This is a genomic window from Dyadobacter sp. BE31, assembly GCF_031457695.1.
In the GTDB taxonomy this organism is placed as follows: domain Bacteria; phylum Bacteroidota; class Bacteroidia; order Cytophagales; family Spirosomataceae; genus Dyadobacter.
Genome location: NZ_JAVDXA010000005.1, coordinates 478,231 through 504,311, shown reverse-complemented (window position 1 = coordinate 504,311; position 26,081 = coordinate 478,231). Strand labels below are relative to the sequence as shown.

Genomic DNA, 26,081 nt, shown 5'->3' with positions numbered 1-26,081 from the left:
AATGGAAGGTCATCGATATCAAAACGAAGATCCATATGCGTGCAGTACACGCCGTATCACCTACTATTTGCTGGATCGGCGGCACGCGGGGCACTGTTTTGAAGACTACCAACGGCGGGCATACCTGGACTACCTACAAAGTTTCCGGCGCCGACTCGCTCGACTTCCGCGACATTCACGCGTTCGACAAACAGGTGGCCATCGCGATGAGCGCCGGTGAGTCGGAAACAGACAAAGCGAAAATCTACAAAACAGAGGACGGCGGAGAAAGCTGGAAGCTTGTGTACCAAACTACACAGAATGGGGTTTTTCTGGATGGAATCGACTTTTGGGATAAAAATAAAGGCATTTGCCTCGGTGACCCGACCCAGGGCAGACTGTTCATTCTCACAACCGAAGACGGTGGCAACAGCTGGCAGGAACTCCCGCTGGACAAACGCCCGGTAGCCGAACCCGGTGAAGCGTGTTTCGCGGCGAGCGGCACATCCATCCTTACCAATGGCAAAGGTGTAGCTTTCATCGGTACCGGTGGTAGCAAAATGGCCAGGGTTTTCAGGACGGAAGACTACGGCCAGAGCTGGCAGGTATCCTCCACTCCATTGCCCGCCGGACCGACTGCCGGTATTTTCGGGTTGAGATTCTGGTCTAAAAAGAATGGGATAGCCGTAGGCGGAGACTATAAAAAGACCACGGATTCAACGCAAAACGTGCTCCTTACCACCGACGGCGGCATTACCTGGACATTATCCGGCATGACCAAGCCTACCGGCCTGAAAGAATCGGTAGCCATTTACCATAAAACTAATGCTACCTGGAACGGCGACACGCAAATCCGTTCGGACAACTATGCGCTGGTGTCCTCCGGTCCTTCCGGCAACAGCGTCTCCTTAGACCGTGGGAAAAGCTGGATTTCACTCGGTACCGAAGGTTTCCATTCCCTGAGTTTCGCCGGAAATGTAGGCTACGGCGTCGGAGCCAATGGCTTGATTGGCAAAATCGAGAAGATTTCGTCTAAAAAGAAAAAGAAGAAGCTGGTATTAGTAGATCAGTGAGCTTCGTGTTCATTCACGGTCGGCCGCAGCCGTGCCTTCGTGGCAGTTTAGATTCGATCAATCAACTCATTCACCTTCCGAACTTCGCGGCCAGCCAAATGATCAGCGATAGCAGCTGCATGCTCACGGCCATTCTCAATAAATACCTTTTCAGTAAATACACCGGCTAATACAGTCCCGCACAAATACAGCCCCGGCACATTGGTTTCAAATGTTTCCTTATCATACTCCGGCACCTTTGTAACCGGGTCGAGCGTCACGCCACATCGCGCGAGTAAATGCTCGTCGGGCAGGTAACCTACCAATAGAAAAACGAAATCCGCCGGTAACCACTCCTGCTCGCCCGTTTCCAGATTTTCGATTAAAAGTCGTCCCGGCTCGATCGCCCGCGTCACCGAATTGAAACGTGTATGAATCTTTCCTTCCTTCACGCGGTTTTTCACGTCCGGCACGAGCCAGTATTTCACTTTGGTACGGAAGTCGGCTTCCTTATGCACGATCGTCACTTTCGCATCGTGGCGATATAGCTCCAAAGCAGCTTCTACCGAGGAGTTGGACCCGCCAACCAACACCACATTGGTGTAAGAGTATTTGAACGGCTCATCATAATAATGCGAAACGTGCGGCAAGTTCTCACCTGGCACATTCAACATACGCGGCACATCGAAATAGCCCGTCGCAAGGATCACATTTTTGGATTGAAACACCTGACCATCGTTCGAATAGGTCAGGAAAGTGCCGTCCGCTTGCTTTTCCGTCCGGTCCACATCCACAAACAGCCTGAAATTCAGGTGATAATACCCGGCAACCTTCCGATAATACTGCAAAGCCTCATTACGATTGGCCTTTACATCCGAAATCGCAAACGGTATGCCGCCTATCTCGATATTTTCAGCGGTGGAGAAAAACTTCATCCGTCGTGGGTACCGCCGGATAGATTCTGTGAGATTTCCTTTTTCGAGGATCAGGTAGTTAAGGCCGCTTTTGGCCAGCTCTACACCCATTGCGAGGCCGCAAGGGCCACCGCCGATTATGATTGCGTCGTAAATGTGCATTGTATGGATGGTGGCCTTTTGCTCGCGGCCGCCCTTAGTCTTTTAACCCTCTAATTTAGCTATTGGTTTCTGAACTTTGTAAATTAGCTAGCTGTTCAGGAAGTCTGATAATACCACTTTTAGCTTGGAAAACGCGGCCGGGGACTTTACGGAGAAACTGAATGAATGGGGCAAAGCCAAAACCCCGTTCTTTTTTTTGGTGGACTACCAATTTCAAAAACCGCTTGCCTGGAAGCTCAGCGACGTCGATTCGAGCGAAATCCTCTTCAATCTGAATGGTTTTACCAATGATGCTTCGGGGTTCAGTGATGACCTTCCCGAGCACATTCAGTTCGATAAACATCCGCTCGCTTTTGAGGATTATCAGCCCAAATTCAACTGCGTACTGCATCATTTGAATGCAGGAAACTCGTTCCTCGTCAATCTCTCGGTACCGACGCCCGTTGAAACCAACCTCACGCTGGAACAAATATTCCGGCATAGCGAAGCACCTTACCGGCTGCTGTTCAAAAACCGGTTCGTTTGTTTCTCCCCCGAAATTTTCGTGCGTATCCGGGGCAACCGCATTGCCTCGTTCCCGATGAAAGGCACCATCGACGCCTCCGTGCCGAATGCAGAGCAAGTCATACTTTCTGATTACAAAGAAGCGGCCGAGCACGCTACGATCGTGGATTTGATTAGAAATGACATGAGTATGGTGGCCGAAAAAGTGTGGGTGGAGCGCTATCGTTATATCGATCGCATTCAGGCTTCCGACAAAGCACTTTTGCAAGTGAGTTCTGAAATAGCAGGTGTTCTTCCGGCCAATTTTAATGGCCACTACGGCGATCTTTTGAAAAAACTACTCCCTGCCGGTTCCATTACCGGTGCGCCGAAACCACGTACATTGGAAATCATTCAGGAGGCCGAACAATATAACCGTGGTTATTACACCGGCGTGATGGGCTATTTTGATGGGGAGAACTTTGAAAGCGCGGTAATGATCCGTTTTATCGAGCAGCAGGATCAACAACTGGTATTCAAAAGTGGTGGTGGCATTACGGCATTGAGCAATGCAAGAAGCGAGTATCAGGAAGTGATTGACAAAGTTTATCTCCCATTTAGCCACACCCCGCATGCTGTGCTTTGAAACGATCTGTGTCGAACACCGGCGATTGAAAAACCTGTCGTACCACGAAGCACGCCTCAATAAAACCCGCCGCGAACTATGGGGCTGCGATGATAACTGGGATTTAGCCGAATTGCTTCACGTCCCGAACCTCGTCGACGACACGATACATAAATGCCGTATTGCCTATGACAAAGTGGTTGGCAATATCCAATGGGAACCCTATTCCCGCCGTGTAATCCGCAAAATCAGGCGGGTTTATCACGATGAAATCGACTACCGATATAAGTACGACAACCGCGACACCCTGAATGCACTCTACGCGCAACGCGGGGACGCGGACGAAATCTTGATCATTAAGAAGGGCCTGGTCACCGATTCCAACTTTTGCAATGTCGCATTCTTCGACGGCGATCGCTGGCTCACACCCGCGAGCCCGCTCCTACCCGGCACGCAACGCGCGCTCCTGCTCGACCGAGGCGTTATTGAAACTGCCGAAATCCGTGAAAGCGATATCGGGTCATTCAGGCAGATACGGCTTTTCAATGCGATGGTCGACTGGGCACAGGCCGCTACCCTCGATGTTGCATTGATTGCTTGACCACAAATTGCGAACTTGCGCCCGAATTAAAGCTTTGAACCAATGACCTCCCTTTTTGAGGAAGAAATAACCTTATTTGCCGACCTGATCCTTCCGGTACCCATTCCGAACCTGTTTACATACCGGGTTCCGCGGGAAATGGCTTCGCTGATCAAGGTTGGGGCGAGGGTAATCGTGCAGTTTGGTCAGAAAAGGGTCATTACGGCCGTGGTGGCGCAGCTGCATTCCAATCCGCCGGTGAAATATCAGGCCAAGTATATCCTGGAATTGCTCGACGAGCAGCCAATCGTTACCCAGCAACAACTCGAACTTTTCGCCTGGGTGGCCGAATATTACCTGTGCAATATCGGCGAGGTGATGAATGTGGCGTTGCCGGCAGGCCTGAAAATCACCAGCCAGTCGCGCATTCAGCTCAATCCTGAGTTTGAGCATGAAGATCTGCTGACCGATCAGGAGATGCTCGTTGTGGAAGAAATAAAAAAGCATCAGACGCTTTCCTACGAGGAAGTGGAAAGGCTTTTACAAAAATCCAATATAACCTCAATTATCAAATCGCTCGTCGGGAAAAGGGCGGTGATTTTATATGAAGAGGTAAAAGAGCGCTACAAGCCGAAAGTCGCAAAAAAAATAAGGCTGACCGCTGCTTATACCACGAATGAAGCGCTTTCCAAACTCGCAGCCGACCTCGACAAGACGCCCAAGCAGCAGGAAATCCTTTTGAAATACCTCAGTTTCATCCCGGTTTATAACAATCCGGATTTGAATTACAAGGGTTTGGATAAGTCGGTGTTCAGCCAGGACGACACTATTTCGGATGCCTCGCTGAATACGCTCATTAAAAAAGGCATTTTCGAACAGTTCGAAATATTCGTCTCCCGCTTCGATGATATCCCTACGGGCAATATGGGCATCATTACGCTCACTGAAACCCAGAAAGAGGCTTCACGACAGATCCATGAACTTTTCCGCGAGAAGGAAGTGGTGCTGCTGCATGGCATTACGGGAAGCGGTAAAACCGAAGTTTATATCGAGCTGATCAAACAGGCGCTCGAAAGCGGCACACAGGTATTGTTCCTCCTTCCTGAAATTGCACTGACGACGCAGATTGTGATCCGGCTTCGGAAAGTTTTTGGCGATGTGATGGGCATTTACCATTCCAAATTCTCCGATAATGAGCGGGTAGAGGTTTGGAAAGGTATCCTCGACGGCAAATTTCAATTTGTAGTCGGTGTACGCTCTGCCATTTTCCTGCCATTCGATAACCTCGGTTTAATTATCGTGGACGAAGAGCATGAAACCTCCTACAAGCAGCACGACCCCGCACCGCGTTACAATGCACGCGATGTGGCGGTGATTATGTCGTACATGCACAAGGGCAAAACGCTGCTCGGTTCGGCGACGCCCTCGTTGGAAAGCTATTTCCACGCACAAAGCGGCCGGTACGGGCTGGTAGAAATGAAGCAACGTTTCGGCAATGCCGCATTACCGCGCTTTGAACTGATCGATACTAAAAAAGAAAAGCGGCAGAAGCAGATGAAAAACGAGTTTTCGTCCGTGCTGCTCAACCATTTGGAATACAATCTCAAAAATAAGGAGCAGACGATCCTCTTCCAGAACCGCCGGGGGTATTCGCCTTACCTGCAATGCGAGGAATGCAACTGGATTTCGGAATGCTCTAATTGCGACGTGAGCCTCACCTATCATATGAAGGCCCGCGAGCTGCGCTGCCATTATTGCGGACATAAGGAAGAGGTGCCGCGAACTTGCCCGCATTGCGGCTCGCCCAAAGTGAAAACGATGGGATATGGAACTGAAAAAATTGAGGAGGAAATCAATGTGATGTACCCCGAGGCGCGTGTACAGCGCATGGACCTCGATACGACGCGTGCCAAAAACGCCTATCAGCAGATTATTTCCGAGTTTGAAGAAGGCGGCATTGACATACTGGTAGGGACGCAAATGGTAAGCAAAGGCCTCGATTTCGATAATGTAAGCGTGGTAGGTATTTTCGACGCCGATCGCATTATCCACTTCCCTGAGTTTCGTGCTTCGGAGCGGGCGTTCCAGATGCTTACGCAGGTGAGCGGGCGGGCGGGCAGGCGGGCGGACAAGCCCGGGAAGGTGTTGATCCAAACCGCTAATCCATCGCAGCCATTACTCGAAAAGATCGTCAATAACGACTATGAGGGGATGTACGAGACCGAAATCGCGGAGCGCGAACGGTTTAGTTACCCGCCATTTACGAGGCTCATCAAGGTTACCGTAAAGCATATCGACGAAGGAACTGCCGCAAGAGCCGCGAAAGTGCTGGCCGAAAAACTGACGTCTCATTTGGGAGCCAGCAGGGTTCTGGGGCCACAGCCACCACTGGTCGAAAGAGTAAGAAATCAGTTTTTGTTCGATATTCTCATCAAACTTGAACGAGAAAAGATTAATTTTAAGGCGGCAAAGTCATTTATACAGGAAAAAGTAATTGACACTCTGACTGACAAGACGCTAAAAAGCATCCAGGTTGTGATCGACGTGGATTGTTTATAAAAACATCATTTACTGCACATTAACTTTATGTCTTCCAAAAAAACCAGAATTGTTGCAACCGTAGGCCCGACCTCGGAATCGAAAGAAACATTATATGCATTGGCCAAAGCAGGAGTGAACGTGTTCCGTCTCAACTTCTCCCACGGCTCCCACGCTGACCACCTGCAAAGACTTACCAACATCCGCGAGATCAACGAAGAGCACGGCCTTAACCTGGCGATTCTTCAAGATTTGCAAGGACCTAAAATCCGTATCGGTCTGGTGGCTGAAAAAGACGGTGTTCTGATCGAACCTGGCAAAAAACTGATCCTTTCCAACACGGAAGTACTCGGTACTGCCGAGAAAGTGAGCACGCCTTACGACGGGATGTACAATGATGTGAAAATCGGTGACCGCGTGTTGATGGATGATGGTAAACTGGAAGTGCTGGTAACAGGCATCGAAGGAACGGATGTAATTACCGAGGTTATTTACGGTGGTTACCTGAAATCTAAAAAAGGCGTTAACCTGCCTAATACAAGGGTTTCGATGCCTTCGGTAACACCAAAGGACTATGAAGACCTGGATTTTGGTCTGGAAAACAATGTGGAATGGATCGCATTGTCGTTCGTTCGCACGGCTGAAGAAATCACGAAAGTGAAAGAATATATCGCCAACAAAGGCAAGCAAGCCCGTGTTGTAGCGAAAATCGAGAAGCCTGAGGCTATTCTCAATATCGACGAAATCATCGAAGCTACCGACGCTATCATGGTGGCCCGTGGTGACCTCGGGGTTGAACTTCCTGCGGAAGAGGTTCCGATGATCCAGAAAATGATCGTTGAAAAATGTAATCGTGCCGGCAAGCCTGTAATCGTGGCTACACAAATGCTGGAATCCATGATCGAAAGCCCCCGCGCAACCCGCGCCGAACTGAACGACGTGGCAAACTCGGTACTCGACGGCGCTGACGCGGTAATGCTTTCGGCTGAAACGGCCTCCGGTAAATACCCTATTCTGGCCGTTGAAAGCATGAGTCGCACCATTGAAAAAGTGGAGGCAAACAGCAACGCTATCTATTTCAGACACCATGCTGCCGTAAACGACTCGCCGGGAGCCTACAAACTGAACGACAACGTGGTAATGAGCGCGTGCCGTCTGGCACGTGATACACAAGCTGCGGCGATCATCGGTATTACACGTTCGGGGTACACTTCTTTCCGCCTGTCGCACCACCGCCCGAAAGCGAACTTGCTGATCTTCACATCCAACAGAATGCTGATGAATCAGCTCGCATTGTACTGGGGCACCAAGGTATTCTATTACGACCGCGACCAGGGCGTTTCGACCGACGACCTGATCGAGGACATCAAAACTTTCCTCGTTGAAAAAGGCGAATTGCAGAAAGGCGATGTGTTCATCAACACATTGAGCATGCCGGTTTCAAGACAGCGCAAGACGAATACAGTGAAGTTGAGCGTAGTGGAGTAAGCATTACGTGAAAATATAATTTGGAAAAGCAGCTGGGTAATCGGCTGCTTTTCTGCATTTATACCTTTTGCAAGATCCGAACCGCCACATGAAAAGAATTTAATTCACTTGTCGGGGATTGTCTCCTATTTATTGGAACAATCAAGACTGACAATTATGATCGCATCAATTAAACCGGGGGTTCTATTCCCCGAAAGTGAAGCCGAAAACATTCCCTGCGACTTCATTTACGACATTATCGACGGAAAGCCATATTGCCGCAAATCTTCCCCCGGCGTATTTTCACTCGCCATCATCAGAAGTCATCTCCTCAAAATACTTTTTGAAGGATTAACAGAAGAATCAAATGTACTGATTGCAAGCACTCCCGCCCTTTTCATGAATGATAGAAACCTCGTTACAGGCGATATCATGGTTTTCGAAAGTTGCAAACTGACAATTGACGAAAATTACGTACAGATACCGCCCAAGATAATAATTGAACTAGACATCAAAGTAGAGCTAGGCGATATGCAACAAGAAGAATATGTTTTCTTAAAAGCTAGTAAGCTGGTCAATTTCGGTGTCGAGAAGGTCCTCTGGTTTTTTTCGGAAAGCGAGAAGGTCATTGTGGTAGACAGTAAAAGTTGGACTTCGCAAGGATGGGACGGCGACGTAAACATTCTCCCTGGCATCAGCTGCAACATTGGCCAATACATGCGCAATGTTAATAACCGGAAAAACGCATTCATTTTCAAAAACTTACAATTATAGATACTATACTTCGACATGGTATCTTTTTATTTTTTCGCAATAACTAATAAAATAGTTTTGAAACTAACAAAATAGTAATACATTTGAATTACCCATTACTTATAACCCATTTTAAAGAAAGAAACATTATGGAAATCCGTAACCTGACGAGGGCTGAGGAAGAGGTCATGAGAATTCTCTGGCAGCTGAAAAAGGCATTTGTAAAAGACATCCTCGCCGAAATGCCGGAGCCCAAACCGGCCTACAACACCGTATCGACGATCATCCGCATCCTCGAAAAGAAAGAGGTGGTAGGTTACAACGCCTACGGCAAAACACACGAATACTATCCGCTCATTTCAGAGGAGGAATATAAACGCCACGAAATGAAGCAATTGATGGTCAATTACTTCGACAATTCGCTCCCCAACCTGGTTTCCTTTTTTGTAAAGGATAATGATCTCAACACCAAAGACCTGGACGAGATCATGAAGCTGATTAATCAACATAAAAACGACCAGTAAACCGTCTGTTAGCCATGGAAAATTTCATATACATCGGCAAGGTGAGCCTTTACTGGGTGTTGCTATACCTCTGTTACTGGCTGATGCTGCGCAAGCATACATTCTTCCAATGGAACCGCTGGTACCTGCTAGGCTCCCTGCTGATCGCATTTGCGTTGCCCGAGATCATCTACCCCGCCTCCGCACCGGAACTGCCCGTGATATACGAAGTGAATGTATCGGCATTCTCGGTGATTGGCAAGGCGCCGGAAAAGCCGGAAACGTGGACCTGGATGCAGGTACTGACGGTGATCTACGTCGCCGGACTGGCCGTAGCCGCTACCCAACTGGCGAGGAACATCGCCCAGCTCGTGCAATACCTGCGTTCAGGCGAGCGCATTGAGCTGGAAGATTGCACAGTGATCCTGATCGACTCCAACCAGGTGGGTTCCTTTTCATTCCTGAAATGGATCGTCATTAACCGCAATGATTATGAAAATCATTTCGACGCCATTTTACGGCATGAAATGGTGCATACCGAACAGCGGCATAGCCTCGATATTCTTCTGGTCGAAATCATTAGGACCATTTTCTGGTTCAACCCGGTGCTGCTGTTGTACAAGCGGTCGCTGCAAGAAATTCACGAGTACCTGGCCGATGCGCAAGCCCCGAACCGTGAATATTATGCCCAGTTCCTCGTCGCATATGCGCTCAATGCACCTGTCGCGTCGCTGACTAACCACTTTTTCAAACCATCTCAATTAAAAAACCGTATTCAGATGATCTATAAGAACCGTACATCCAAATGGATGCTGGGCACCTACGTGGTGGCCGCAACGATGATCGGAACCAGCGCATTGCTTGTCGCCGGCTGCGAGAGCCAGGTTTCAAAGGAGAATGAAGTAGTGAAGACCGAGTCCAAAGCAGGCGACAACGAACGAATTTTTACAGTTGTGGAAGAGCAGCCGGAATATCCCGGCGGCAACGAAGAAATGTTTAAGTTTCTTGGTCGGAAGATCCATTACCCTACATCCGCATCGAGGGCCGGTATACAAGGCAAGGTTTTTGTCAATTTCGTTGTGACGTCGGAAGGAGATATTAAAGATGTGTCGGTGCTGAAAGGCATCGGTTACGGCTGTGACGAAGAAGCGGTCCGTGTTATTTCCAAATTCCCTAAATGGACCCCGGGCAAGCAGAGCGGGAAGGCTGTTAGCGTGAAATTTACGGTCCCGATCAACTTCCAGCTGGCAGAAGAAGGCGAGGATACGAGCACCGATAAAGAGACGACAGTCGTCGGATTCAAGCCCGTGTCGCAAAAAATTAAGGATGAGAATATATTGCAAGCCGTTACTTTCGAGGCTCAGAACGATCTTAAAACAGAAGATGGCCCAGGTGCCAAAGTCACAATCCGCGGAAACTCAGGCCCATTTACAGCGGAAACGCAGCCGCTTTACCTTCTCGATGGAGAAGAATTGGATCCTCTGATATTCAAGACTATTGATCCCAATACGATTTCAAGCATTAACGTCCTGAAAGGAGAATCCGCGACCAAAATTTACGGTTCCAAAGGTGCAAATGGTGTTGTTTTGATCAACTCCAAAAACAAGTAGCAAATTTCAATAACGCTGCCCCACATGGAAACGCTCCTCTATCTGGCGAAAGTCAATGCATACTGGTTACTTTTTTACGCCTGCTATTGGCTTTTGCTTCGAAAGCACACCTTCTTTTATTGGAACCGCTTTTACCTGCTGGGCACGTTAGTGATCGCATTTGCATTGCCCGCTATCCATTTTGCAGAGCCGGTCTCGACCATCTACGTGCCGGAGGCTGTTTACCAGAAAGCTACGATCTCCGTGTCCGTAATCGCCAGCCAAACACCGGAAACGGGCATTGACCTATGGCGCTGGGTATCCGTACTGTACATAGCGGTCGCATTGATCCTGGCCTGGAAATTTGTTTCGAGTCTTTTCAGGCTTTTTAAAATGGCGAGCCAAGGCGAAAGGATCGATATGGGTAACTATTCATTAGTAATGCTGTCCGAAAGCACCGGTAGTCGGAACGGGAGTTCGTTTTCATTCTTTCGCTGGCTTTTTCTAAGTTCCCATGACTACCGCCACAACCCCGACACCATCATCCGGCACGAATGTGAGCATATCAGGCAATGGCATACCGCGGATGTCCTTCTGATCGAACTACTGAAAATAGCTTTCTGGATTAACCCTGTTGTCTGGCTTTACAAGCGCTCGATAGAAACCGTCCATGAATACCTGGCAGATCGGTCGGTGCCAAACCGGAACGATTATGCTTCATTCCTGGTCACCTATGCGATGCGCAGCCCTGGTATTGCCATTGCCAATCATTTTTTTAATTCATCATTGCTAAAACGCCGGATTCAGATGATTTACAAAAAACGCAGTTCGAAGTGGCTACTGGCTAAATACTTGATGATTCTACCGGCTGTCGCGTGCTCGGTTGCCATGTCAGCCTCCCGGTCGCCGTTGCAGGCTATCGATCAGCTTAAAGGAGAGGTTGAAAAGACCATCCGTGTAAGAGGCCTCATTATCGACGAGATAGATGGAGCGATCGAAGATGCAACCATCATCATAGCAGGAACGACCCGTGGCACAACCTCTGATCGCAATGGCCGGTTTGAACTGCAAAATGTACCGGCCAATTCCAAGCTCGTTATTACGCACGTAGCATATGAAACACAGGAATTTAAACTGACGGATAATAATCAGGAGCTTGGACTGATCGTCAAAAAGGCGGTAAACCAAATTACCGGACCAGTAATTGTCGGTCGACCGATAACCGGTGCCGATACTGTTGCAGCTGTTTCAAGTTCTTCACCGCCTAGTGGTGATATGAAAATAGCGGAGCAACGCCCCTCATTTCCTGGCGGTAACGAAGCATTGATGCAATACCTTCTTCAAAACCTGCAATACCCGGAAGCCGCTCGCAAAATAAATGTAGAGGCGATTGCGCTGGTGTCTTTTACCGTGGATAAAAATGGAGATATCCGCAATGCTAAAAGTCTGAAAAACATTGGTTACGGCATCGATAAGGAAGCTTTGCGCGTCGTAAATGAAATGCCGAAGTGGAATCCGGCATTACAGAATGGCAAGCCGGTTGAAATGGAATATACTTTGGAGGTCAATTTTAAACTGGACAAAGAGAATCAGGACAAACGCCAGGGGTTTCTGGATTACAAATCAGATAGCTTTTCGCCAGCTCCGAATATGGAGCAGATCGATGCTTTTTTCAAAGGAAAACTCAACCTTTCTAAATGGGGGAAATTTACGGATATTGCCGTGAATGGGCCATGGTTTGTCATTCCTAAAACTACTTCCAGAGGCTACGTCGATGAACGGACCGGCAAGCAGAAGTTCATCAATTATGGTGGCGTGTACCTGAATTATCCCCCATCGATTAATGGAAAGTAGAAATTGCGGATATTTGGAAGAATAATTAACCTATTCTTCCTATTCATGTCAATCCTGAAAGCCGCTATCATCGGCGGCGGGCACATTGCCGACCAGAACCACCTTCCGGCATTAGCCCAATTATCCGATCGCGTGAAGGCCGTATCGATATGCAGCCGCGACATTCATAAGGCTCAGGCGCTCGCCGACAAGCACGGCGTGCCGTTTGCGTACGACAGCCCCGACGAAATGTACCGCAGCGAAGGCAAGCCGGACATCATGATTAACTGCACGGCCAATAACCTGCATTACCCGTTCACCATGCAGGCGCTTGAAAACGGCTGTCATGTGTTTTGTGAAAAACCGCCGGCTATGCATGCCAGCGAAGCCCGCGAAATGGCCGATCTGGCCCAAAAGAAGGGCTTAACCCTGGCTTACAACTTCCAGCGCCGCCATGCGCCGGAATATACGACGCTGAAAAACTATCATGCACTCGGCAATCTGGGTGAAATTTACCATATCAAGGCCAACTACCTGCGCCGACGGGGCATTCCTGGCTGGGGTAATTTTACCAATAAAACGATCCAGGGCGGCGGCGCATTGATCGACCTCGGCGTACATATCCTCGACTTGGCTTTGGGCCTGACAGGCTACCAGCATCCCACCCGCATTGTAGCCAATACGTACGATTTCATTGGCAAAACCGGTGGAAAGGGACTGAAAGGAGCCTGGAACCCGGCCACATTCGAAGTCGAAGACGCCTGTTTTGCACACCTGTCATTTCCTGGGAACGTCAGCATTGCATTATCCACCTCATTTGCCCTGAATATGGAGCAAGAGGAAGCGATCAATCTGGAAGTTTTCGGCACAAAGGGTGGTGCCAAATTATTCCCGTTGTCGGTACACACCGAAATCGCGGGGGAACTAGCCGATATCCGCTTTCCGTATTTGGGTGATGTCGATGCACAATTGCAGAACACAACCGCATTCATGGATCTTTGCGACGGCAAATCTGCCAACATTTGCGATGGCGAGCAAGGGGCCATCCTGCAATCCATCGTGGAGCAGATCTACCAAAGTGCGGCCAATCAATAAAAGCAAAAAGGGCTTGAAGATCAAATCTCCAAGCCCTTTCCTTTCTCCTTTCTCTCCCTTCCTTCTTCCCAAAAATCTATTTAGCCGTAGCCATTACCATTTTGATATCGTTCTTCGCACCTATTTCGAGCACATCCACCAAGTCCTGTACAGCGAGGTTCTTATCTACCCGCAATACCACGGTACGTTCTTCCACGCCGGCAAAAATACTTTGCAGCTGCGTTTCCAGATTATCGAAAGGGACGGGCTCTTTATCGATAAAATAGGCCTTATGCTCATCAACCGAGAGCGTAATCTGCTTTTTATACATCTGCTGCGTAGCCGATGCCTTAGGCAGCATCAGTTTGATCACGTTCGGATTGGACATCGTAGAGATGATCAAAAAGAACAACAACAGGAAGAACATGATATCGTTGAGCGAGTGCGTGAACACCTCCGGGGCAAACCGGCTCTTCCGACGTATTTTCATATTTATAATGAGGTTTAAACCGGGCAACTTTGAAACCCTGCCTGGTTATCAATAGCTATTTTGCAGCAACCGGCTTTGAAAGCACATCCAGAAAATCGGATGCGGCCATTTGCAGGCGCAATGCAAAACGGTCGATTTTCATGTTCAGCAAGTGGTAACCGGCGTAGGCGATCAAACCGATGATCAGACCGGAACCGGAAGTGATCATTTTTTCATACATACCACCGGCGATGGTGCTGATATTAAAGTCGTTAGAAATTGAGATATCGTAGAAAATACGGATGATACCGGAAATCGTACCCACAAACCCGAGCATCGGCGCGATACCCGCGATCACCCCCAGGTAAGGCAGGTTCCCTTCCATACGTTGGATCTCGATCTGGCTGGCGTTTTCAATGGTAGTTTCAATGTCTTTGATCGGGTAACCAATGCGACCGATTGCTCTTTCGAGAATGCGGCCGGCGGCATTACGTTGGTTTCTGCAAAGCGACTCAGCCGATTTCAAATTTCCCTGCTGAATAAAATCCTTCACATTATCAACAAATTGGGGCTCGATCTTACCATTGGCGCCGATACCCAGGAAACGTTCGATAATGAGAAACAGCGTTGCCAGGAACAGCAATCCCAATGGCAACATTACCCACCCCCCTTTGGCGAGCAAATCGATTACAGAAAGGCCCTGCTCAGCGACGGGTGCGGCCGCAGTAGAGTCAGTAAGTGCTTGCAGAAGCATCATATCAGAAATAAAAAGTGAATGGTTAAGCGAATGAAACAGAGGTCGATTCTATTCAAAAACGATTTTGATCTTAAACGGAGCAAAAAGCCCCTTATTGTTTAAAGGGCAAATATAGGAAAATTACTCTTTGGGCGGGGGCAAGAGGCTGCTTACATTCTCGGTACCGTCGTAAAGGTCGGCCATTTGCAGCGTAGCGTCTATTGTTTGAATGGTAATAGATTCGGCAAGGGAGAATGCATCATCGGCCAGGATCCATTGATTAGCGGCGTTGCGACGCCAGACCTCGGCTTGTACCGTAAGTGAATCAATTGTGACGTACTCCTGCAAGCTTTCGATATCTCGGTACAATCTGAATTTCAAGCCACGATCATAATCCACGGTGGACGGGGAAAGCACTTCGATGAGTACAGAAGGATTAACAATCGTGTTGCGATCAAATTCCGCAAATTTGGTCGGCCCGCAAACAATCACGATATCCGGATAAGTGTACACCGAACTAGCGGGAACATGGATTCGCTGGTCACTTGAATAACTTTTGCAAGACTTTCCTTTTTTTAGCACCGAATAGATCTCGCCGACAATATTGTCTTTGATCCGGTTGTGATTCGGCGTCGCACCTGCCATCATTACGATTTTCCCCTGAAAGAATTCGCTCTTTTCAAGGGCGTCGTTTTCAAGCCGGAGGTATTCCTCTTCTGAGTACATGGTCGGATACGGAATTACTAATGCTTGTGCTGCCATAGTGTGTTTTTTCTCAAATATACTTTTATTAGCCCGAATCCAATGCGCTTGAAAAGAGCGATTATCCTGCGGTGGCAACGATATTCTGCACATTCATCATTACCTTTGCCCCGCTAACACCATTTCATTCGGCTTGTTCGTTTTTGATATTGTGAGAAATTCTGCGAAACAATGGATATCCCTTAGCCTGCTTGGCCTTATGCTGGTCAAAGTGTGGGTGATTCCTTTGTTGTACCTGGATTTTGAAATCCGGCGCGAATATATCGTTGCGAACCTCTGCGAAAACAAAAACCGGCCGCAAATGCATTGCGATGGGAAATGCTACCTCGCCAAACGCATTGCGGCACTGGATGAGCAAGAAAAACGCCAGGCCGAAAAAACTTATATGTCCCGGCTCATCGACCAGGTAATGGACCAGCGCGCGTTTTTTTCGTTTGCGCAACAACCGGTGGTCGTCGAACTGCTGCGCCGGGCAGTTTTCTCTCTTACCCCTTGCTTCACACCCCGCGTTGCGGTGGACGATATTTTTCATCCCCCGCTCGTCTGATTTAGCATAAAATCACCCCGTTTACAGTTCTATCATTAGCTGGAACAGATTCTGTTCGCCATTTTTGCCGGCTTAAAGCACGCCTATGGGTGCGTGCAAACTTCATTTTACAAAAACTACATGATGAAAAGGACATTTTCATGGCTGTCGGCGTGGGCGCTGACCTCGGGGTTGCTGATGTTTTCCTGCTCTTTCCCGGACGAAGACGACGATACCGATCCGATTGAAACAGGCACCATTCAGCTGCAATTCGATAACGTCGTAGGTGATAAGGATTTGCAGCTCGACAGCACACGATATATGAATGCGGCAGGCGAGGATTTCACAGTCAGCAAGCTCAATTATTACATTTCGAATATCAAACTTATCAAATTGGACGGCGGCCTGTTCACGGTACCGCAGGATTCGAGTTACTTCCTGATCCGTGAGGCGAATAAGGAATCGCAAAAGCTGACGATCCGGAATGTGCTGACAGGCGATTATACAGGCATCGAGTTCACCGTGGGCGTCGACAGTGTACGCAGCGTGATGGAGCCGGATTCGCCCGGGCGAAAGGGGATTCTGGACATTTATACAGGGCCTACCAATGAAGAGGCGATGTATTGGGATTGGAACCCGGGCTACATTTTCCTGAAACTGGAAGGCTCCTCCGATTCCGCAACGACCGCCAATGGCAAATACTATTACCATATCGGCTTTTTCGGCGGCAGAACAGAGAGGACAATCAACAACCTCAGGACCGTTAAACTGACTTTCCCTGGTCAGAAGGCGATCGTTACCACGAGCGTTGTTTCCAATGTGCTGATCCAGGCCGATATCCAGAAAATTTTCAATGGCCCGTCGCAATTAAGTATCAAGAAAAGCTCGGCATTGATGTTTACCGACTCCACCAAGTATGTCGCCGACAACTATGCCGGGATGTTTAATGTCAAGGAAATAAAGATCAATTAACGCTGCATTCACTGCGAAATGAAGAAGGTTACGGGCATATTGGGCTTTTTGACGGCACTGCTGGCGTTGGCTGTTTCTTGCAAAAAGAGCAGCACCGACGACCCGGGACCTAAGCCAACGGACAATACGCCTACGCCATTGCAATGGACGAAGCCTTCCTATTTCCCGGACCCGGTTTATGATTTGTCCAAAAATCCGCTGACTGTGGAAGGCGTCGAACTGGGGAAATTCCTGTTTTACGATGGCATTCTCTCGCGGACGGACAATATCGGTTGCGGAACATGTCACCAGCAGCAGGCTGCATTTACACACCATGGCCATGATCTGAGCCACGGCGTGGATGATCAGATCGGTACGCGTAATGCGCCGTCGGTACAGAATATGGCCTGGAATACTTCCTTCTTTTGGGATGGCGGCGTGCATGACATGGATATGGTGCCGCCGGTACCCATTCAAAACAAGGTGGAAATGGACGAACGGGTCGGTAATGTGATTGAGAAGTTGAAAAAAACGCCGGTAACAGGCGCCGCCAAGCAGGTAGATTATCCCAAAATGTTTAAAGCGGCGTTCGGTAGCGATAGCATTACCGCCGACCGGATGATGAAGGCGCTGTCGCAGTTTATGATGACAATGGTTTCGGCCACGTCGCGGTACGATTATTTTTTAAAAGGCGACGCTTTCGCACTGACCGCACAGGAAAAAGATGGTTTATCTGTTTTTAAACAAAAATGTGCTTCCTGCCATGCCGGAGAGCTTTTTACAGACCAGAAATTCAGAAATAATGGCCTGGTACCCAACCGGATCAACGACCAGGGCAGGTATACCATTACTTTGAATGCCGACGACCGGTTGAAATTTAAGGTACCGAGCTTGCGCAATGTGGGCCTGACCGCGCCTTACATGCACGACGGCCGTTTCACTACCCTGGAACAAGTGCTCGATCATTACGCGAACGACAAGCCGGGCAGCAAGGACAGCATTTACGTCTCCCCAACTTTGGACCCACTGCTGAATGTGGCAGGCCAAAAACGCGGGATCAGCCTCACGGCGGCAGAAAAGCAATCGATCATAGCCTTTCTCAAAACATTAAATGACGACGATTTCATTAAAGACAAACGTTTTTCCGACCCCGGTATAGGGACATCGTTTTAAAGGTACTTCGGCCGTCGGCTATGGGCTTTCGAACTTTCGTTTGGACAAAAAAGCCGACAGCCGAGAGCCGAAAGACGAAGTAAAAATATGCGCTCCGTTATAGCCTACATATTGCTCGCAGCTATTATGCTACCCACGCTCAGCCCGTGGGGAACGATCGCGTATTTTAAATTGAACCGGGAATACATTGCCAAGGTACTTTGCGAAAACCGGAAACGCCCCGAGCTGCATTGCGACGGCAAATGCTACCTGGCCAAAAAGCTCAAACAGCAGAAGGAAAAACAGGACAAAGAGACTTCAGAAAAAGTCCATAATACGCCTGTTATCCAACTATTTACCCCCCAACGCTATACTTACAACTTTGAACCGGAGACCGTAGAATTCCGGGAACCGGTTCGTTTCTTCCACCAGTTACTTTTTTACTCTGCGCCGATCGGCAAATTGCTGCGCCCGCCCAGGAGATAAAATTCATGATACCTAACTGAATTTTAATCTCTTAAAGCATTATAATGAACCTGAAAATATTTTTACAGGCGCTATTCCTGTATGTATGCGCGCATGCGGCTGTCGCGCAGGGCATCGAAGGCAGTGTATTCGATACCCAGACCAAAGAGCCCATCCCCGGGGCTACGGTGCAGATCGTATCGGCGAACCTCGGTACGACAACCGACAATAACGGCCATTTTGTATTCAATAGCCCGGTTTCCAATGCAGTACTCCGCATTTCCAGCATCGGGTTTTCCGCCAAAGAAATCCAGATCGAAAATGGCAAAAGTGTTAAAATCGGCTTGGACGCCGCTACGGAAAACCTGCAATCGGTCGTTGTGACGGGCAACCGTGAGGCTACATTGCGTACGGAGAGCCCGATCGCCATTTCCAAACTCACCCCGCGGATGATCGACGAGGCCAAACCGACGGCTATGTACGAGATCGTAAACAAAGTACCGGGCGTGATGATGGTGAACCTCGGCAACGAGCAGCATTCGATGGCGATCCGCCAGCCCTTTACCACCAATGCGTATTTCCTATATATGGAAGACGGCGTGCCGATCAGGCCGATGGGCGTTTTCAATCACAACTCCATTCTGGAATTCAACCAGTTTGCGATCAGCTCGGTGGAAGTGGTAAAAGGCCCAGTTTCCTCTATTTACGGCCCGGAAGCGGTGGGTGGCGCGATCAACTTTATCACGCAGCGACCTACGATATTGCCAACCGCCAAAATCGGTGTGCAGGCTGATCAATGGGGCTATAAGCGCATTCAGTATGGTGCGGGCGGCATGATCGGGAAGTTCGGCGTTTACGTGGGCGGGTTCGTTGCCAACCAGCGCGACTCCTGGATGAAAAGCTCCGATTATGACAAAAACGCGATCAATGCCCGGCTGGAATATCATTTCACACCGTCGACACGCTTGATTTACACGTTGGCTTACAGCAAATATGATTCGCAAACCAGCGGTAGCGTCGACAGCCTTGCTTTTTACTCGCGCCGGTATGTGAGTACCACCGATTTCACCTACCGTAAAGTGAGCTCGCTGCGCAGCCGGCTTACCCTTGAAAAAGATTGGAAAAATGGCTCGCAGACATTCGTGACAGCTTTCGCCAGAAAAAACGAGCACGGTCAGAACCCCAACTATGGCATCCGCTGGACGTCCGGGCAAACGACCGCCAGGGGCGAAATCAATTCGAGCGATTTCAAAAGCCTTGGCATACTCGCCCAGCACAGCCAGCGGTTCAGTTTCCTTAATTCCAAACTGATCACAGGCGCCGTTTTCGACTTTTCGCCATCCAACTATTGGTCCTACCAGATCGACCTGGCAGCCCAGCTGCGTCCTGACGGAAAATCGGTGGAGAAATATACTATCGTGCAAGAGCGCCCGGACATCAGAAATGCAGATTATGATGCGGATATCAAAAACACGGCTGCTTATGCACAGTATGATTTCGAACTGCTACCGAAACTCCGTGTGTCGGCAGGGTTGCGTTACGACCGGATGTCGTTTACCTACACCAATTTCCTCGACAATACTTCGGGCAGCAAATCGTATAGCAAGGTTACTCCGAAAATCGGGGCTACTTATGATTTGGGTAAAGGAAAAGGGATTTATGCCAACTATTCGAGAGGATTTTCTCCTCCGGGGTTGACGTCGGTGTTCCGCAAACGCACTATGCCCGCCGAGAACGGGGATTTGTTCTACTACAATCTGAAACCGGCTGAATTTAACAATGCAGAAATCGGCGGCTGGGCATCCGTCCTTGACAATAAGGTTTACATTGACCTGGCATTCTACCAAATGAACGGCCGCAACGAGCTGCTGAACGTACGGCTTCCGGACAACTCCTACGATTACCAATCGGCGGGAAAAACCCTGCACCGCGGCGCGGAATTCGGGGTAACCTACAAGCCGACGAAGGAGTTTTTCTTCCGTTTTGGTGGTACTACGGCCATTCACAGGTATGATGAGTTCATTCTGAGCAGCCGCGAGTCCGACGCTGTGAAGAATGTCAATGGCAAGGATATGCCGTCTTCGCCGCGCTGGCTTTGGAATACGGAGTTTAGCTATTATCCCAAATGGTTCAAAAACTTCCGGTCGTCGGTGGAATGGCAGCATGTGGCTTCCTACTATCAGAACCAGATCAATTCGGTCAAATACGAAGGTTACGACATTCTTAACATGAGATTGGGGTACAACTGGAAAGGCGTCGAGCTGTTCACCAACGTTCTCAATCTCACCGATGTGCTCTACGCCACCAATGCAACCCGGGGCAACAACGCTACCGACCGGACGACTTACAATGCTGCTGCGCCGCGGACATTCGTTTTCGGCGCGCAATACACTTTCACCGGCAAAAAATAACAGGTTATGATCGAGGAAATTGCCATTCAACCCAAGGAATCATTCAAGGCAAAAGCCAAAAAGACGATCCGCAGGAACATTTATCGCTGGCACCGCATGTTAGGGCTGCTGGCACTCGTTCCTACCATTTTCTGGACCGCCTCCGGCGTGATGCACCCATTCATGTCGCATTGGTTCAAGACGACCATCGCGCATGAATTTTACAAAGCCGAGCCAGTAGCATCCGCGGATGTGGCATTACAGCTCGGGCCGGTTTTAGCTCAAAACAAAATCACGGAATTCAAGAATTTCCGGCTCGTCAAGTTTGAAGGCAACCCGTGGTATCAGGTCAAAGGCATCGATGACAAGATCCGGTATTTCAGTACTATCAATGGCTCCGAACTGCCCGAAGGCGACCGGAAGTATGCCGAACACATGGCGCGCTACATGCTCGGCGAGCCAAAATCGAAAATCATTTCCAGCACGTTGCTCACCGAATTCACCGATCAGTATAAATATGTGAACCGGTTTTTGCCCGTGTGGAAAGTCAGCTTCGACGACGACCGAAAGATGGACATTTATGTCGAAACCGGCCAGAGCCGCTTTGCTACATTTAACGATAGCGGGCGTAAAGCGTTCATCTGGATATTCAGCACGTTTCATAACTGGGGATTTATGGACATGATCACCAACAATACCATCCGCATTACGGTAATGGTGACCTTCCTGAGCCTCATTGTCCTTTCGGCAGTCGCCGGTGTGCTGGTATACGGGTTGATGTGGAAAAAGTTTAAAACCGGCCGCTCGGGCAACCAGCGTGGGATTTTGCGCAAATACCACCGTTCGATCGGCATATGGTGCAGCATTTTCACATTCACGTTCGCATTCTCAGGCGCATACCACGCCGTGCAAAAGCTCGATCCCGACCAGCGGCAGAAATATGTGTACGACCCGGTGATCAAAACCGAAGAAATCGCCCAGGCATCTATTATAGATCTTAAAGGCGTGACTAATATCGGGCTGATCAAATGGGGAGAGAACATTTTCTGGCAAACCGTGCGGAAAGACTGGGAAACCGATAAAACCGTGGTGGATTACACCAACATTCGCGACGGGAAAAGGCTGGAAGACGGCAATATCCGTTTCGCGAAGTACCTCGCACGCAAGTTCGCCGCACAGGAGGAGCGCAACGCCGAAAGCTGCTGCGACCTGATGGAAGCCCAGATTTCTTCGCCCATTTCGGATGCAGAAGTCGAGAAAGCTTCACTCGTAACCAGTTTTGCAGGCGAATATGGTTTTGTCAACAAACGGCTGCCGGTCGTAAAACTCGCCTACGATACACCCGATCACACGACGTACTACATCGAAACCACTACCAGCCGCCTTTCAACGAAAGTGGAAGATCGCAACCGTCGTGAGGGTTTCAGCTTCGCATTCCTGCATAAATACAGCGGCCTGGATTTCCTGGGCAAGAACGCGCGCGATGGGGTTATGACCGCCGCGGCTGCAAGTGTTTTGGTTGTAAGCGTGCTGGGGTTGCTCGTATTTTTGAAGATTAAATAAATGCTCCCGCCTTTCACGAACTCGGCTATTAAACCTTCATTAAAACCAAGGATTTTTGCGATTCGCGTTGTTTCTTTGCAGGAAATTCAGTCGCAGTCAATACAATAACATATATGCAAAGCGGAGAAAAGAATGCACAGCCCTGGTTGGGCAAAATGCAGGAAAAATGGGGATTGGAAACAACCAGGCAGGTTTTATTGGTACTCGCAGTTTTCAGTTTGTCGGGTTCGTCGGTCGTATGGCTCCGGAAAGGGCTTTTTTATCTGCTGGGATATGACGACACCACGCCCATGTGGCTCAAAACGATTACCTACATTCTGTTCATTTTCCCGACTTACCAAAGCTTGTTGCTGCTGTATGGTTTTCTGCTAGGTCAGTTCTCGTTTTTCTGGGAAAAAGAGAAGAAAATGTTCCGCTGGATCGCCGCCAAGTTCAAGAAGTAAGCGCAATTCAAAGTATACTCCTAAGGGTGAGCAAATGGTTACGAGCCATTGCTCACCCTTTTTTCATGATACTACTACCTTAAATAGAACAAATTCTACTCGAAGATTTTGTCTGCGCCGTTGCTAATGTCCGCGGAATGAGTGACTTTGCAACCGAATGCAATTTGCAGTCACAAACGTTTCACACATCACATCTCATTAAAACCTCTACAACATGAATTTCGACATCATCAAAGCGCAGATCTGGACGCTGGCAACACTCTATGGCGGCAAGATTTTGCTCGCTCTGCTGGCATTTATCATCGGCCGTTTCATTGTGGGCAAAATCAGCGCGATGCTCACCAATGTGATGGAAAAACGCAAGGTCGACCGTGACGTGCAGCCGTTCCTCAGCTCACTGATCGTTGTTTTGCTCAATGTAATGCTGCTGCTGAGTATAGCAGGCATTGTGGGCATCGAAACTTCCTCATTTGTGGCGGTACTTGGTGCGGCCGGTCTGGCAGTAGGTTTGGCATTGCAAGGCAGCCTGGCGAATTTCGCAGGCGGGGTGCTGATCCTCATTTTCAAGCCCTACCGCGTAGGAGATCTCATCAATGCCCAGGGATTCACCGGAACAGTAGAAGGTGTGCAGATTTTTAATACCATCCTGGTAACGCCGGATAACAAAACCATCATCCTGCCCAACGGAGCATTGTCGACGTCGCCGATCACCAATATTTCGGGGAAAGGAAAAATCCGCGTTGATATGGTATTCGCTGCCGGAAGCCAGAACGGCGTAGACAAAATCAGGGCCTCGGTGCAGAAGGTGGTGGACGCATGCCCTACCGCATTGAAGGATGTACAGCACGACATTCTGGTCACCAAACTCACTGAAAACGCCATTTTCTTCGACGTGCGCGTGTGGACGCCTAGCGCGACCTACTGGGAAACTTATTACGACGTGCACGAAGGCATCAGCCGCCAGTTCGCGATCGACGGCATTCAGGCACCGAAACCGGCCGAATTGAGCGTTGCGGTGAAGCAGTAACGGGTCCGAAGGGGAGCTTCGAACGAGCGGGAGCGGGAGCTTCGAGCCAACCGAATATTGAGGAGTACGGGAGGTAACCTTCCTGTACTCCTCATTTTATTTATACCTTTGTGTTTTATTTCAAATTCAGGTTCAGATTCATAGATATTATTCCATGTTTGAAAACTTACAGGACAAGCTTAATAACGCCTTTCGTACACTAAAAGGAAAGGATAGGATTTCAGATATAAATGTTGCCGCTACTACCAAGGAAGTCCGCAAAGCATTGGTCGACGCCGATGTTAACTTCAAAGTAGCCAAAGAAATTACCGACCGCATCCGTGAAAAGGCGATCGACAGAAAAATCCTGATTTCCGTTGAGCCAGGACAAATGTTCGTCAAAATCGTGCAGGAGGAGCTGACCGAACTGATGGGCGGCAATGCCGAGGGAATCAATATCAAGGGCGACCCGGCGGTAATCCTCATCGCAGGTCTACAAGGTTCCGGTAAAACGACTTTCTCCGGAAAACTCGCTTCATTGCTCAAAAAACAAGGTCGCCAGGTACTTCTTACCGCCTGCGACGTGTACCGCCCGGCGGCGATCGACCAGCTGAAAGTACTCGGCGAGCAGATTGGCGTGGAAGTATATTCCGAGCCTGAGAACAAAAATGCGGTAAGCATTGCGCAGAATGCGGTGGCTCACGCGAAAAAGTCCGGCAAGAAGATCGTGATCGTCGATACGGCGGGCCGTTTGGCGGTGGACGAAGTGATGATGAAGGAGGTGGAAGACATTAAATCTTCTGTAAAACCCTCCGAAATCCTCTTCGTGGTCGACTCCATGACCGGTCAGGATGCGGTGAATACGGCCAAGACATTTAATGAAAGACTCGATTTCGACGGTGTCGTTCTGACCAAACTCGACGGTGATGCCCGCGGTGGTGCGGCGCTTTCAATCCGCCAGGTGGTTGAAAAACCGATCAAATACATCAGTACCGGGGAAAAAATGGAGGCACTCGACTCCTTCTATCCCGATCGTATGGCGAGCCGGATCCTTGGTATGGGTGACGTGATCTCCCTCGTTGAACGCGCCCAACAGGCATTCGACGAAGACGAGGCGAAACGCATTAACGCCAAAATGCGTCAGAACAAATTCGATTTTGACGACTTCCTCGGCCAATTGCAGCAGATCAAAAAGATGGGTAACGTAAAAGACCTCATCGGAATGATTCCCGGCATGGGCTCTGCGATTAAAAACCTCGATATCGACAACGAATCGTTCAAACCGATCGAGGCGATTATCCAGTCGATGACTAAAAAGGAGCGTGAAAACCCGGATATTATTGACGGAAGCCGTAAAAAACGCATTGCCAATGGTAGCGGCACCACCATTCTGCAAGTCAACAACCTGATCAAACAGTTTGATGAAATGCGGAAAATGATGAAAAAAATGAATACCATGCAGGCGGCAGGTAAGCTCGGAAAAGCGATGCGCCGCTAATAAACACTCCTCGATGAAACGAGTTCTTTTTGTACTGGCGCTGTTGCTGCTGGCAAGTTTGGGAAAACTCCGGGCGCAGGCAACGGTGGGTTACTATCCTTGGAGCAGCCTGCTGACCGTCAGCACGAATGCGAAAAAGGTGATCTGGCTGGACACACGCCTACAAACCAACTCGCTGTTCAGCAGCCTGAGCATCGACCTGCTTCCGATGATCAACCTGAAAAGAGGCGAAGTAGCGCAATGGTACATCGGCGGAGGTCTCAGGCTCAATCCGTTGTATCGCATTGCGGATGCCGACGCAGACCTGATCACGATCGACGGTTACTCGGTGAACGTAGGCGTACGCATTGCGCCGCTGCCGATGAACCGGCGCATTATGCTGGCATTGGAGTTGAATCCGTACGTAAAGGACAAATTCGATAGCGGCGTGCTCAAAAGCCATTTCGGGATTGTGTATGCATTTGGCAAAAAGAAGAAAAACGACACAGCGCCGGAACAGCCGGTGAGCCCATAAAAACGAATAAGGAATTTTGAATTAATAATAATTTCTTAGTCTGAAAATCCCTCG

General features: G+C 49.1%; 24 protein-coding genes. 20 read left to right on the top strand and 4 right to left on the bottom strand.

Annotation, left to right across the window (positions count from 1 at the left end; translation table 11 throughout):
• Positions 1 to 35: 35 nt before the first annotated feature.
• The gene (locus tag J2Y43_RS25410) at positions 36 to 1,052 is read left to right on the top strand and encodes a YCF48-related protein (protein ID WP_309988020.1); all 1,017 of its coding nucleotides are present in this window, start codon (positions 36 to 38) and stop codon (positions 1,050 to 1,052) included.
• Positions 1,053 to 1,099: 47 nt separating this feature from the next.
• On the opposite strand, the gene J2Y43_RS25405 is transcribed toward J2Y43_RS25410, so the two are convergent.
• The gene (locus J2Y43_RS25405; protein ID WP_309988022.1) at positions 1,100 to 2,107 is read right to left on the bottom strand and encodes a YpdA family putative bacillithiol disulfide reductase; all 1,008 of its coding nucleotides are present in this window, start codon (positions 2,105 to 2,107) and stop codon (positions 1,100 to 1,102) included.
• 124 nt (positions 2,108 to 2,231) lie between these two features.
• On the opposite strand from J2Y43_RS25405, the gene J2Y43_RS25400 reads away from it, so the two are divergent.
• The 9 genes from J2Y43_RS25400 to J2Y43_RS25360 all read left to right on the top strand — a co-directional run bounded on the left by J2Y43_RS25400 (position 2,232) and on the right by J2Y43_RS25360 (position 13,573).
• Complete coding sequence (locus J2Y43_RS25400) at positions 2,232 to 3,236, top strand: aminodeoxychorismate synthase component I (protein ID WP_309988023.1); 1,005 nt, start codon at positions 2,232 to 2,234, stop codon at positions 3,234 to 3,236.
• Positions 3,223 to 3,816, top strand: coding sequence for an aminotransferase class IV (locus J2Y43_RS25395; protein WP_309988025.1), 594 nt, complete (start codon positions 3,223 to 3,225; stop codon positions 3,814 to 3,816). Before J2Y43_RS25400 ends, J2Y43_RS25395 begins: the two co-directional genes overlap by 14 nt.
• Positions 3,817 to 3,858: 42 nt before the next feature.
• Positions 3,859 to 6,354, top strand: coding sequence for a primosomal protein N' (priA, locus tag J2Y43_RS25390; protein ID WP_309988026.1), 2,496 nt, complete (start codon positions 3,859 to 3,861; stop codon positions 6,352 to 6,354).
• 27 nt (positions 6,355 to 6,381) lie between these two features.
• Positions 6,382 to 7,821 (top strand): pyruvate kinase, encoded by a 1,440-nt coding sequence (gene pyk, locus J2Y43_RS25385; RefSeq protein ID WP_223410725.1) that lies wholly within the window; start codon positions 6,382 to 6,384, stop codon positions 7,819 to 7,821.
• A gap of 156 nt (positions 7,822 to 7,977) precedes the next feature.
• Positions 7,978 to 8,574, top strand: a complete 597-nt coding sequence (locus J2Y43_RS25380) for a hypothetical protein (RefSeq protein WP_309988030.1) — start codon at positions 7,978 to 7,980, stop codon at positions 8,572 to 8,574.
• Between the two features lie 128 nt (positions 8,575 to 8,702).
• Positions 8,703 to 9,077: a BlaI/MecI/CopY family transcriptional regulator gene (locus J2Y43_RS25375; RefSeq protein ID WP_015812834.1), complete on the top strand. Its 375-nt coding sequence runs from the start codon at positions 8,703 to 8,705 to the stop codon at positions 9,075 to 9,077.
• Positions 9,078 to 9,091: 14 nt separating this feature from the next.
• Positions 9,092 to 10,666, top strand: a complete 1,575-nt coding sequence (locus J2Y43_RS25370) for a TonB family protein (RefSeq protein WP_309988034.1) — start codon at positions 9,092 to 9,094, stop codon at positions 10,664 to 10,666.
• A gap of 24 nt (positions 10,667 to 10,690) precedes the next feature.
• A complete protein-coding gene (locus J2Y43_RS25365) occupies positions 10,691 to 12,499 on the top strand; it encodes a M56 family metallopeptidase (protein ID WP_309988035.1) in 1,809 nt (602 codons plus the stop codon).
• A 45-nt stretch (positions 12,500 to 12,544) separates the two neighbouring features.
• The gene (locus J2Y43_RS25360; RefSeq protein WP_309988036.1) at positions 12,545 to 13,573 is read left to right on the top strand and encodes a Gfo/Idh/MocA family oxidoreductase; all 1,029 of its coding nucleotides are present in this window, start codon (positions 12,545 to 12,547) and stop codon (positions 13,571 to 13,573) included.
• Between the two features lie 76 nt (positions 13,574 to 13,649).
• On the opposite strand, the gene J2Y43_RS25355 is transcribed toward J2Y43_RS25360, so the two are convergent.
• The 3 genes from J2Y43_RS25355 to J2Y43_RS25345 all read right to left on the bottom strand — a co-directional run bounded on the left by J2Y43_RS25355 (position 13,650) and on the right by J2Y43_RS25345 (position 15,519).
• A complete protein-coding gene (locus tag J2Y43_RS25355) occupies positions 13,650 to 14,042 on the bottom strand; it encodes a biopolymer transporter ExbD (RefSeq protein WP_106595503.1) in 393 nt (130 codons plus the stop codon).
• 55 nt (positions 14,043 to 14,097) lie between these two features.
• Positions 14,098 to 14,778 carry a MotA/TolQ/ExbB proton channel family protein gene (locus J2Y43_RS25350; protein WP_019944977.1) on the bottom strand — a complete coding sequence of 227 codons (681 nt, stop codon included), beginning with the start codon at positions 14,776 to 14,778 and terminating at the stop codon, positions 14,098 to 14,100.
• Positions 14,779 to 14,898: 120 nt separating this feature from the next.
• A complete protein-coding gene (locus J2Y43_RS25345; RefSeq protein WP_309988038.1) occupies positions 14,899 to 15,519 on the bottom strand; it encodes a Uma2 family endonuclease in 621 nt (206 codons plus the stop codon).
• 199 nt (positions 15,520 to 15,718) lie between these two features.
• Here J2Y43_RS25345 and J2Y43_RS25340 point away from each other — a divergent pair, with 199 nt between their 5' ends.
• The 10 genes from J2Y43_RS25340 to J2Y43_RS25295 all read left to right on the top strand — a co-directional run bounded on the left by J2Y43_RS25340 (position 15,719) and on the right by J2Y43_RS25295 (position 26,027).
• Positions 15,719 to 16,066: a hypothetical protein gene (locus tag J2Y43_RS25340; protein ID WP_309988039.1), complete on the top strand. Its 348-nt coding sequence runs from the start codon at positions 15,719 to 15,721 to the stop codon at positions 16,064 to 16,066.
• A 120-nt stretch (positions 16,067 to 16,186) separates the two neighbouring features.
• Positions 16,187 to 17,017 (top strand): MbnP family protein, encoded by an 831-nt coding sequence (locus J2Y43_RS25335; RefSeq protein ID WP_309988040.1) that lies wholly within the window; start codon positions 16,187 to 16,189, stop codon positions 17,015 to 17,017.
• A gap of 18 nt (positions 17,018 to 17,035) precedes the next feature.
• Entirely contained in the window at positions 17,036 to 18,169 is a 1,134-nt protein-coding gene (locus J2Y43_RS25330; RefSeq protein WP_309988042.1) for a cytochrome c peroxidase, read from the top strand.
• Positions 18,170 to 18,256: 87 nt separating this feature from the next.
• Entirely contained in the window at positions 18,257 to 18,634 is a 378-nt protein-coding gene (locus J2Y43_RS25325; RefSeq protein ID WP_309988043.1) for a hypothetical protein, read from the top strand.
• A gap of 44 nt (positions 18,635 to 18,678) precedes the next feature.
• Positions 18,679 to 21,024: a TonB-dependent receptor gene (locus J2Y43_RS25320; protein WP_309988045.1), complete on the top strand. Its 2,346-nt coding sequence runs from the start codon at positions 18,679 to 18,681 to the stop codon at positions 21,022 to 21,024.
• 6 nt (positions 21,025 to 21,030) lie between these two features.
• Positions 21,031 to 22,566 (top strand): PepSY domain-containing protein, encoded by a 1,536-nt coding sequence (locus J2Y43_RS25315; RefSeq protein ID WP_309988047.1) that lies wholly within the window; start codon positions 21,031 to 21,033, stop codon positions 22,564 to 22,566.
• A 113-nt stretch (positions 22,567 to 22,679) separates the two neighbouring features.
• The gene (locus tag J2Y43_RS25310) at positions 22,680 to 23,009 is read left to right on the top strand and encodes a DUF6787 family protein (protein WP_019944969.1); all 330 of its coding nucleotides are present in this window, start codon (positions 22,680 to 22,682) and stop codon (positions 23,007 to 23,009) included.
• Between the two features lie 214 nt (positions 23,010 to 23,223).
• Positions 23,224 to 24,036, top strand: coding sequence for a mechanosensitive ion channel domain-containing protein (locus tag J2Y43_RS25305; RefSeq protein ID WP_309988050.1), 813 nt, complete (start codon positions 23,224 to 23,226; stop codon positions 24,034 to 24,036).
• Positions 24,037 to 24,190: 154 nt separating this feature from the next.
• The gene (gene ffh / locus J2Y43_RS25300) at positions 24,191 to 25,513 is read left to right on the top strand and encodes a signal recognition particle protein (RefSeq protein ID WP_223410699.1); all 1,323 of its coding nucleotides are present in this window, start codon (positions 24,191 to 24,193) and stop codon (positions 25,511 to 25,513) included.
• Positions 25,514 to 25,526: 13 nt separating this feature from the next.
• The gene (locus J2Y43_RS25295; protein WP_309988053.1) at positions 25,527 to 26,027 is read left to right on the top strand and encodes a hypothetical protein; all 501 of its coding nucleotides are present in this window, start codon (positions 25,527 to 25,529) and stop codon (positions 26,025 to 26,027) included.
• The last annotated feature ends 54 nt before the right edge of the window (positions 26,028 to 26,081 follow it).

Bases quoted from the DNA above. Each gene is read 5' to 3' on its own strand.
- J2Y43_RS25410 (WP_309988020.1), top strand. From the start codon at position 36: ATGCGTGCAGTACACGCCGTATCACCTACTATTTGCTGGATCGGCGGC.
- J2Y43_RS25405 (WP_309988022.1), bottom strand. From the start codon at position 2,107: ATGCACATTTACGACGCAATCATAATCGGCGGTGGCCCTTGCGGCCTC.
- J2Y43_RS25395 (WP_309988025.1), top strand. From the start codon at position 3,223: ATGCTGTGCTTTGAAACGATCTGTGTCGAACACCGGCGATTGAAAAAC.
- priA (WP_309988026.1), top strand. From the start codon at position 3,859: ATGACCTCCCTTTTTGAGGAAGAAATAACCTTATTTGCCGACCTGATC.
- pyk (WP_223410725.1), top strand. From the start codon at position 6,382: ATGTCTTCCAAAAAAACCAGAATTGTTGCAACCGTAGGCCCGACCTCG.
- J2Y43_RS25380 (WP_309988030.1), top strand. From the start codon at position 7,978: ATGATCGCATCAATTAAACCGGGGGTTCTATTCCCCGAAAGTGAAGCC.
- J2Y43_RS25375 (WP_015812834.1), top strand. From the start codon at position 8,703: ATGGAAATCCGTAACCTGACGAGGGCTGAGGAAGAGGTCATGAGAATT.
- J2Y43_RS25370 (WP_309988034.1), top strand. From the start codon at position 9,092: ATGGAAAATTTCATATACATCGGCAAGGTGAGCCTTTACTGGGTGTTG.
- J2Y43_RS25365 (WP_309988035.1), top strand. From the start codon at position 10,691: ATGGAAACGCTCCTCTATCTGGCGAAAGTCAATGCATACTGGTTACTT.
- J2Y43_RS25360 (WP_309988036.1), top strand. From the start codon at position 12,545: ATGTCAATCCTGAAAGCCGCTATCATCGGCGGCGGGCACATTGCCGAC.
- J2Y43_RS25355 (WP_106595503.1), bottom strand. From the start codon at position 14,042: ATGAAAATACGTCGGAAGAGCCGGTTTGCCCCGGAGGTGTTCACGCAC.
- J2Y43_RS25350 (WP_019944977.1), bottom strand. From the start codon at position 14,778: ATGATGCTTCTGCAAGCACTTACTGACTCTACTGCGGCCGCACCCGTC.
- J2Y43_RS25345 (WP_309988038.1), bottom strand. From the start codon at position 15,519: ATGGCAGCACAAGCATTAGTAATTCCGTATCCGACCATGTACTCAGAA.
- J2Y43_RS25340 (WP_309988039.1), top strand. From the start codon at position 15,719: ATGCTGGTCAAAGTGTGGGTGATTCCTTTGTTGTACCTGGATTTTGAA.
- J2Y43_RS25335 (WP_309988040.1), top strand. From the start codon at position 16,187: ATGATGAAAAGGACATTTTCATGGCTGTCGGCGTGGGCGCTGACCTCG.
- J2Y43_RS25330 (WP_309988042.1), top strand. From the start codon at position 17,036: ATGAAGAAGGTTACGGGCATATTGGGCTTTTTGACGGCACTGCTGGCG.
- J2Y43_RS25325 (WP_309988043.1), top strand. From the start codon at position 18,257: ATGCGCTCCGTTATAGCCTACATATTGCTCGCAGCTATTATGCTACCC.
- J2Y43_RS25320 (WP_309988045.1), top strand. From the start codon at position 18,679: ATGAACCTGAAAATATTTTTACAGGCGCTATTCCTGTATGTATGCGCG.
- J2Y43_RS25315 (WP_309988047.1), top strand. From the start codon at position 21,031: ATGATCGAGGAAATTGCCATTCAACCCAAGGAATCATTCAAGGCAAAA.
- J2Y43_RS25310 (WP_019944969.1), top strand. From the start codon at position 22,680: ATGCAAAGCGGAGAAAAGAATGCACAGCCCTGGTTGGGCAAAATGCAG.
- J2Y43_RS25305 (WP_309988050.1), top strand. From the start codon at position 23,224: ATGAATTTCGACATCATCAAAGCGCAGATCTGGACGCTGGCAACACTC.
- ffh (WP_223410699.1), top strand. From the start codon at position 24,191: ATGTTTGAAAACTTACAGGACAAGCTTAATAACGCCTTTCGTACACTA.
- J2Y43_RS25295 (WP_309988053.1), top strand. From the start codon at position 25,527: ATGAAACGAGTTCTTTTTGTACTGGCGCTGTTGCTGCTGGCAAGTTTG.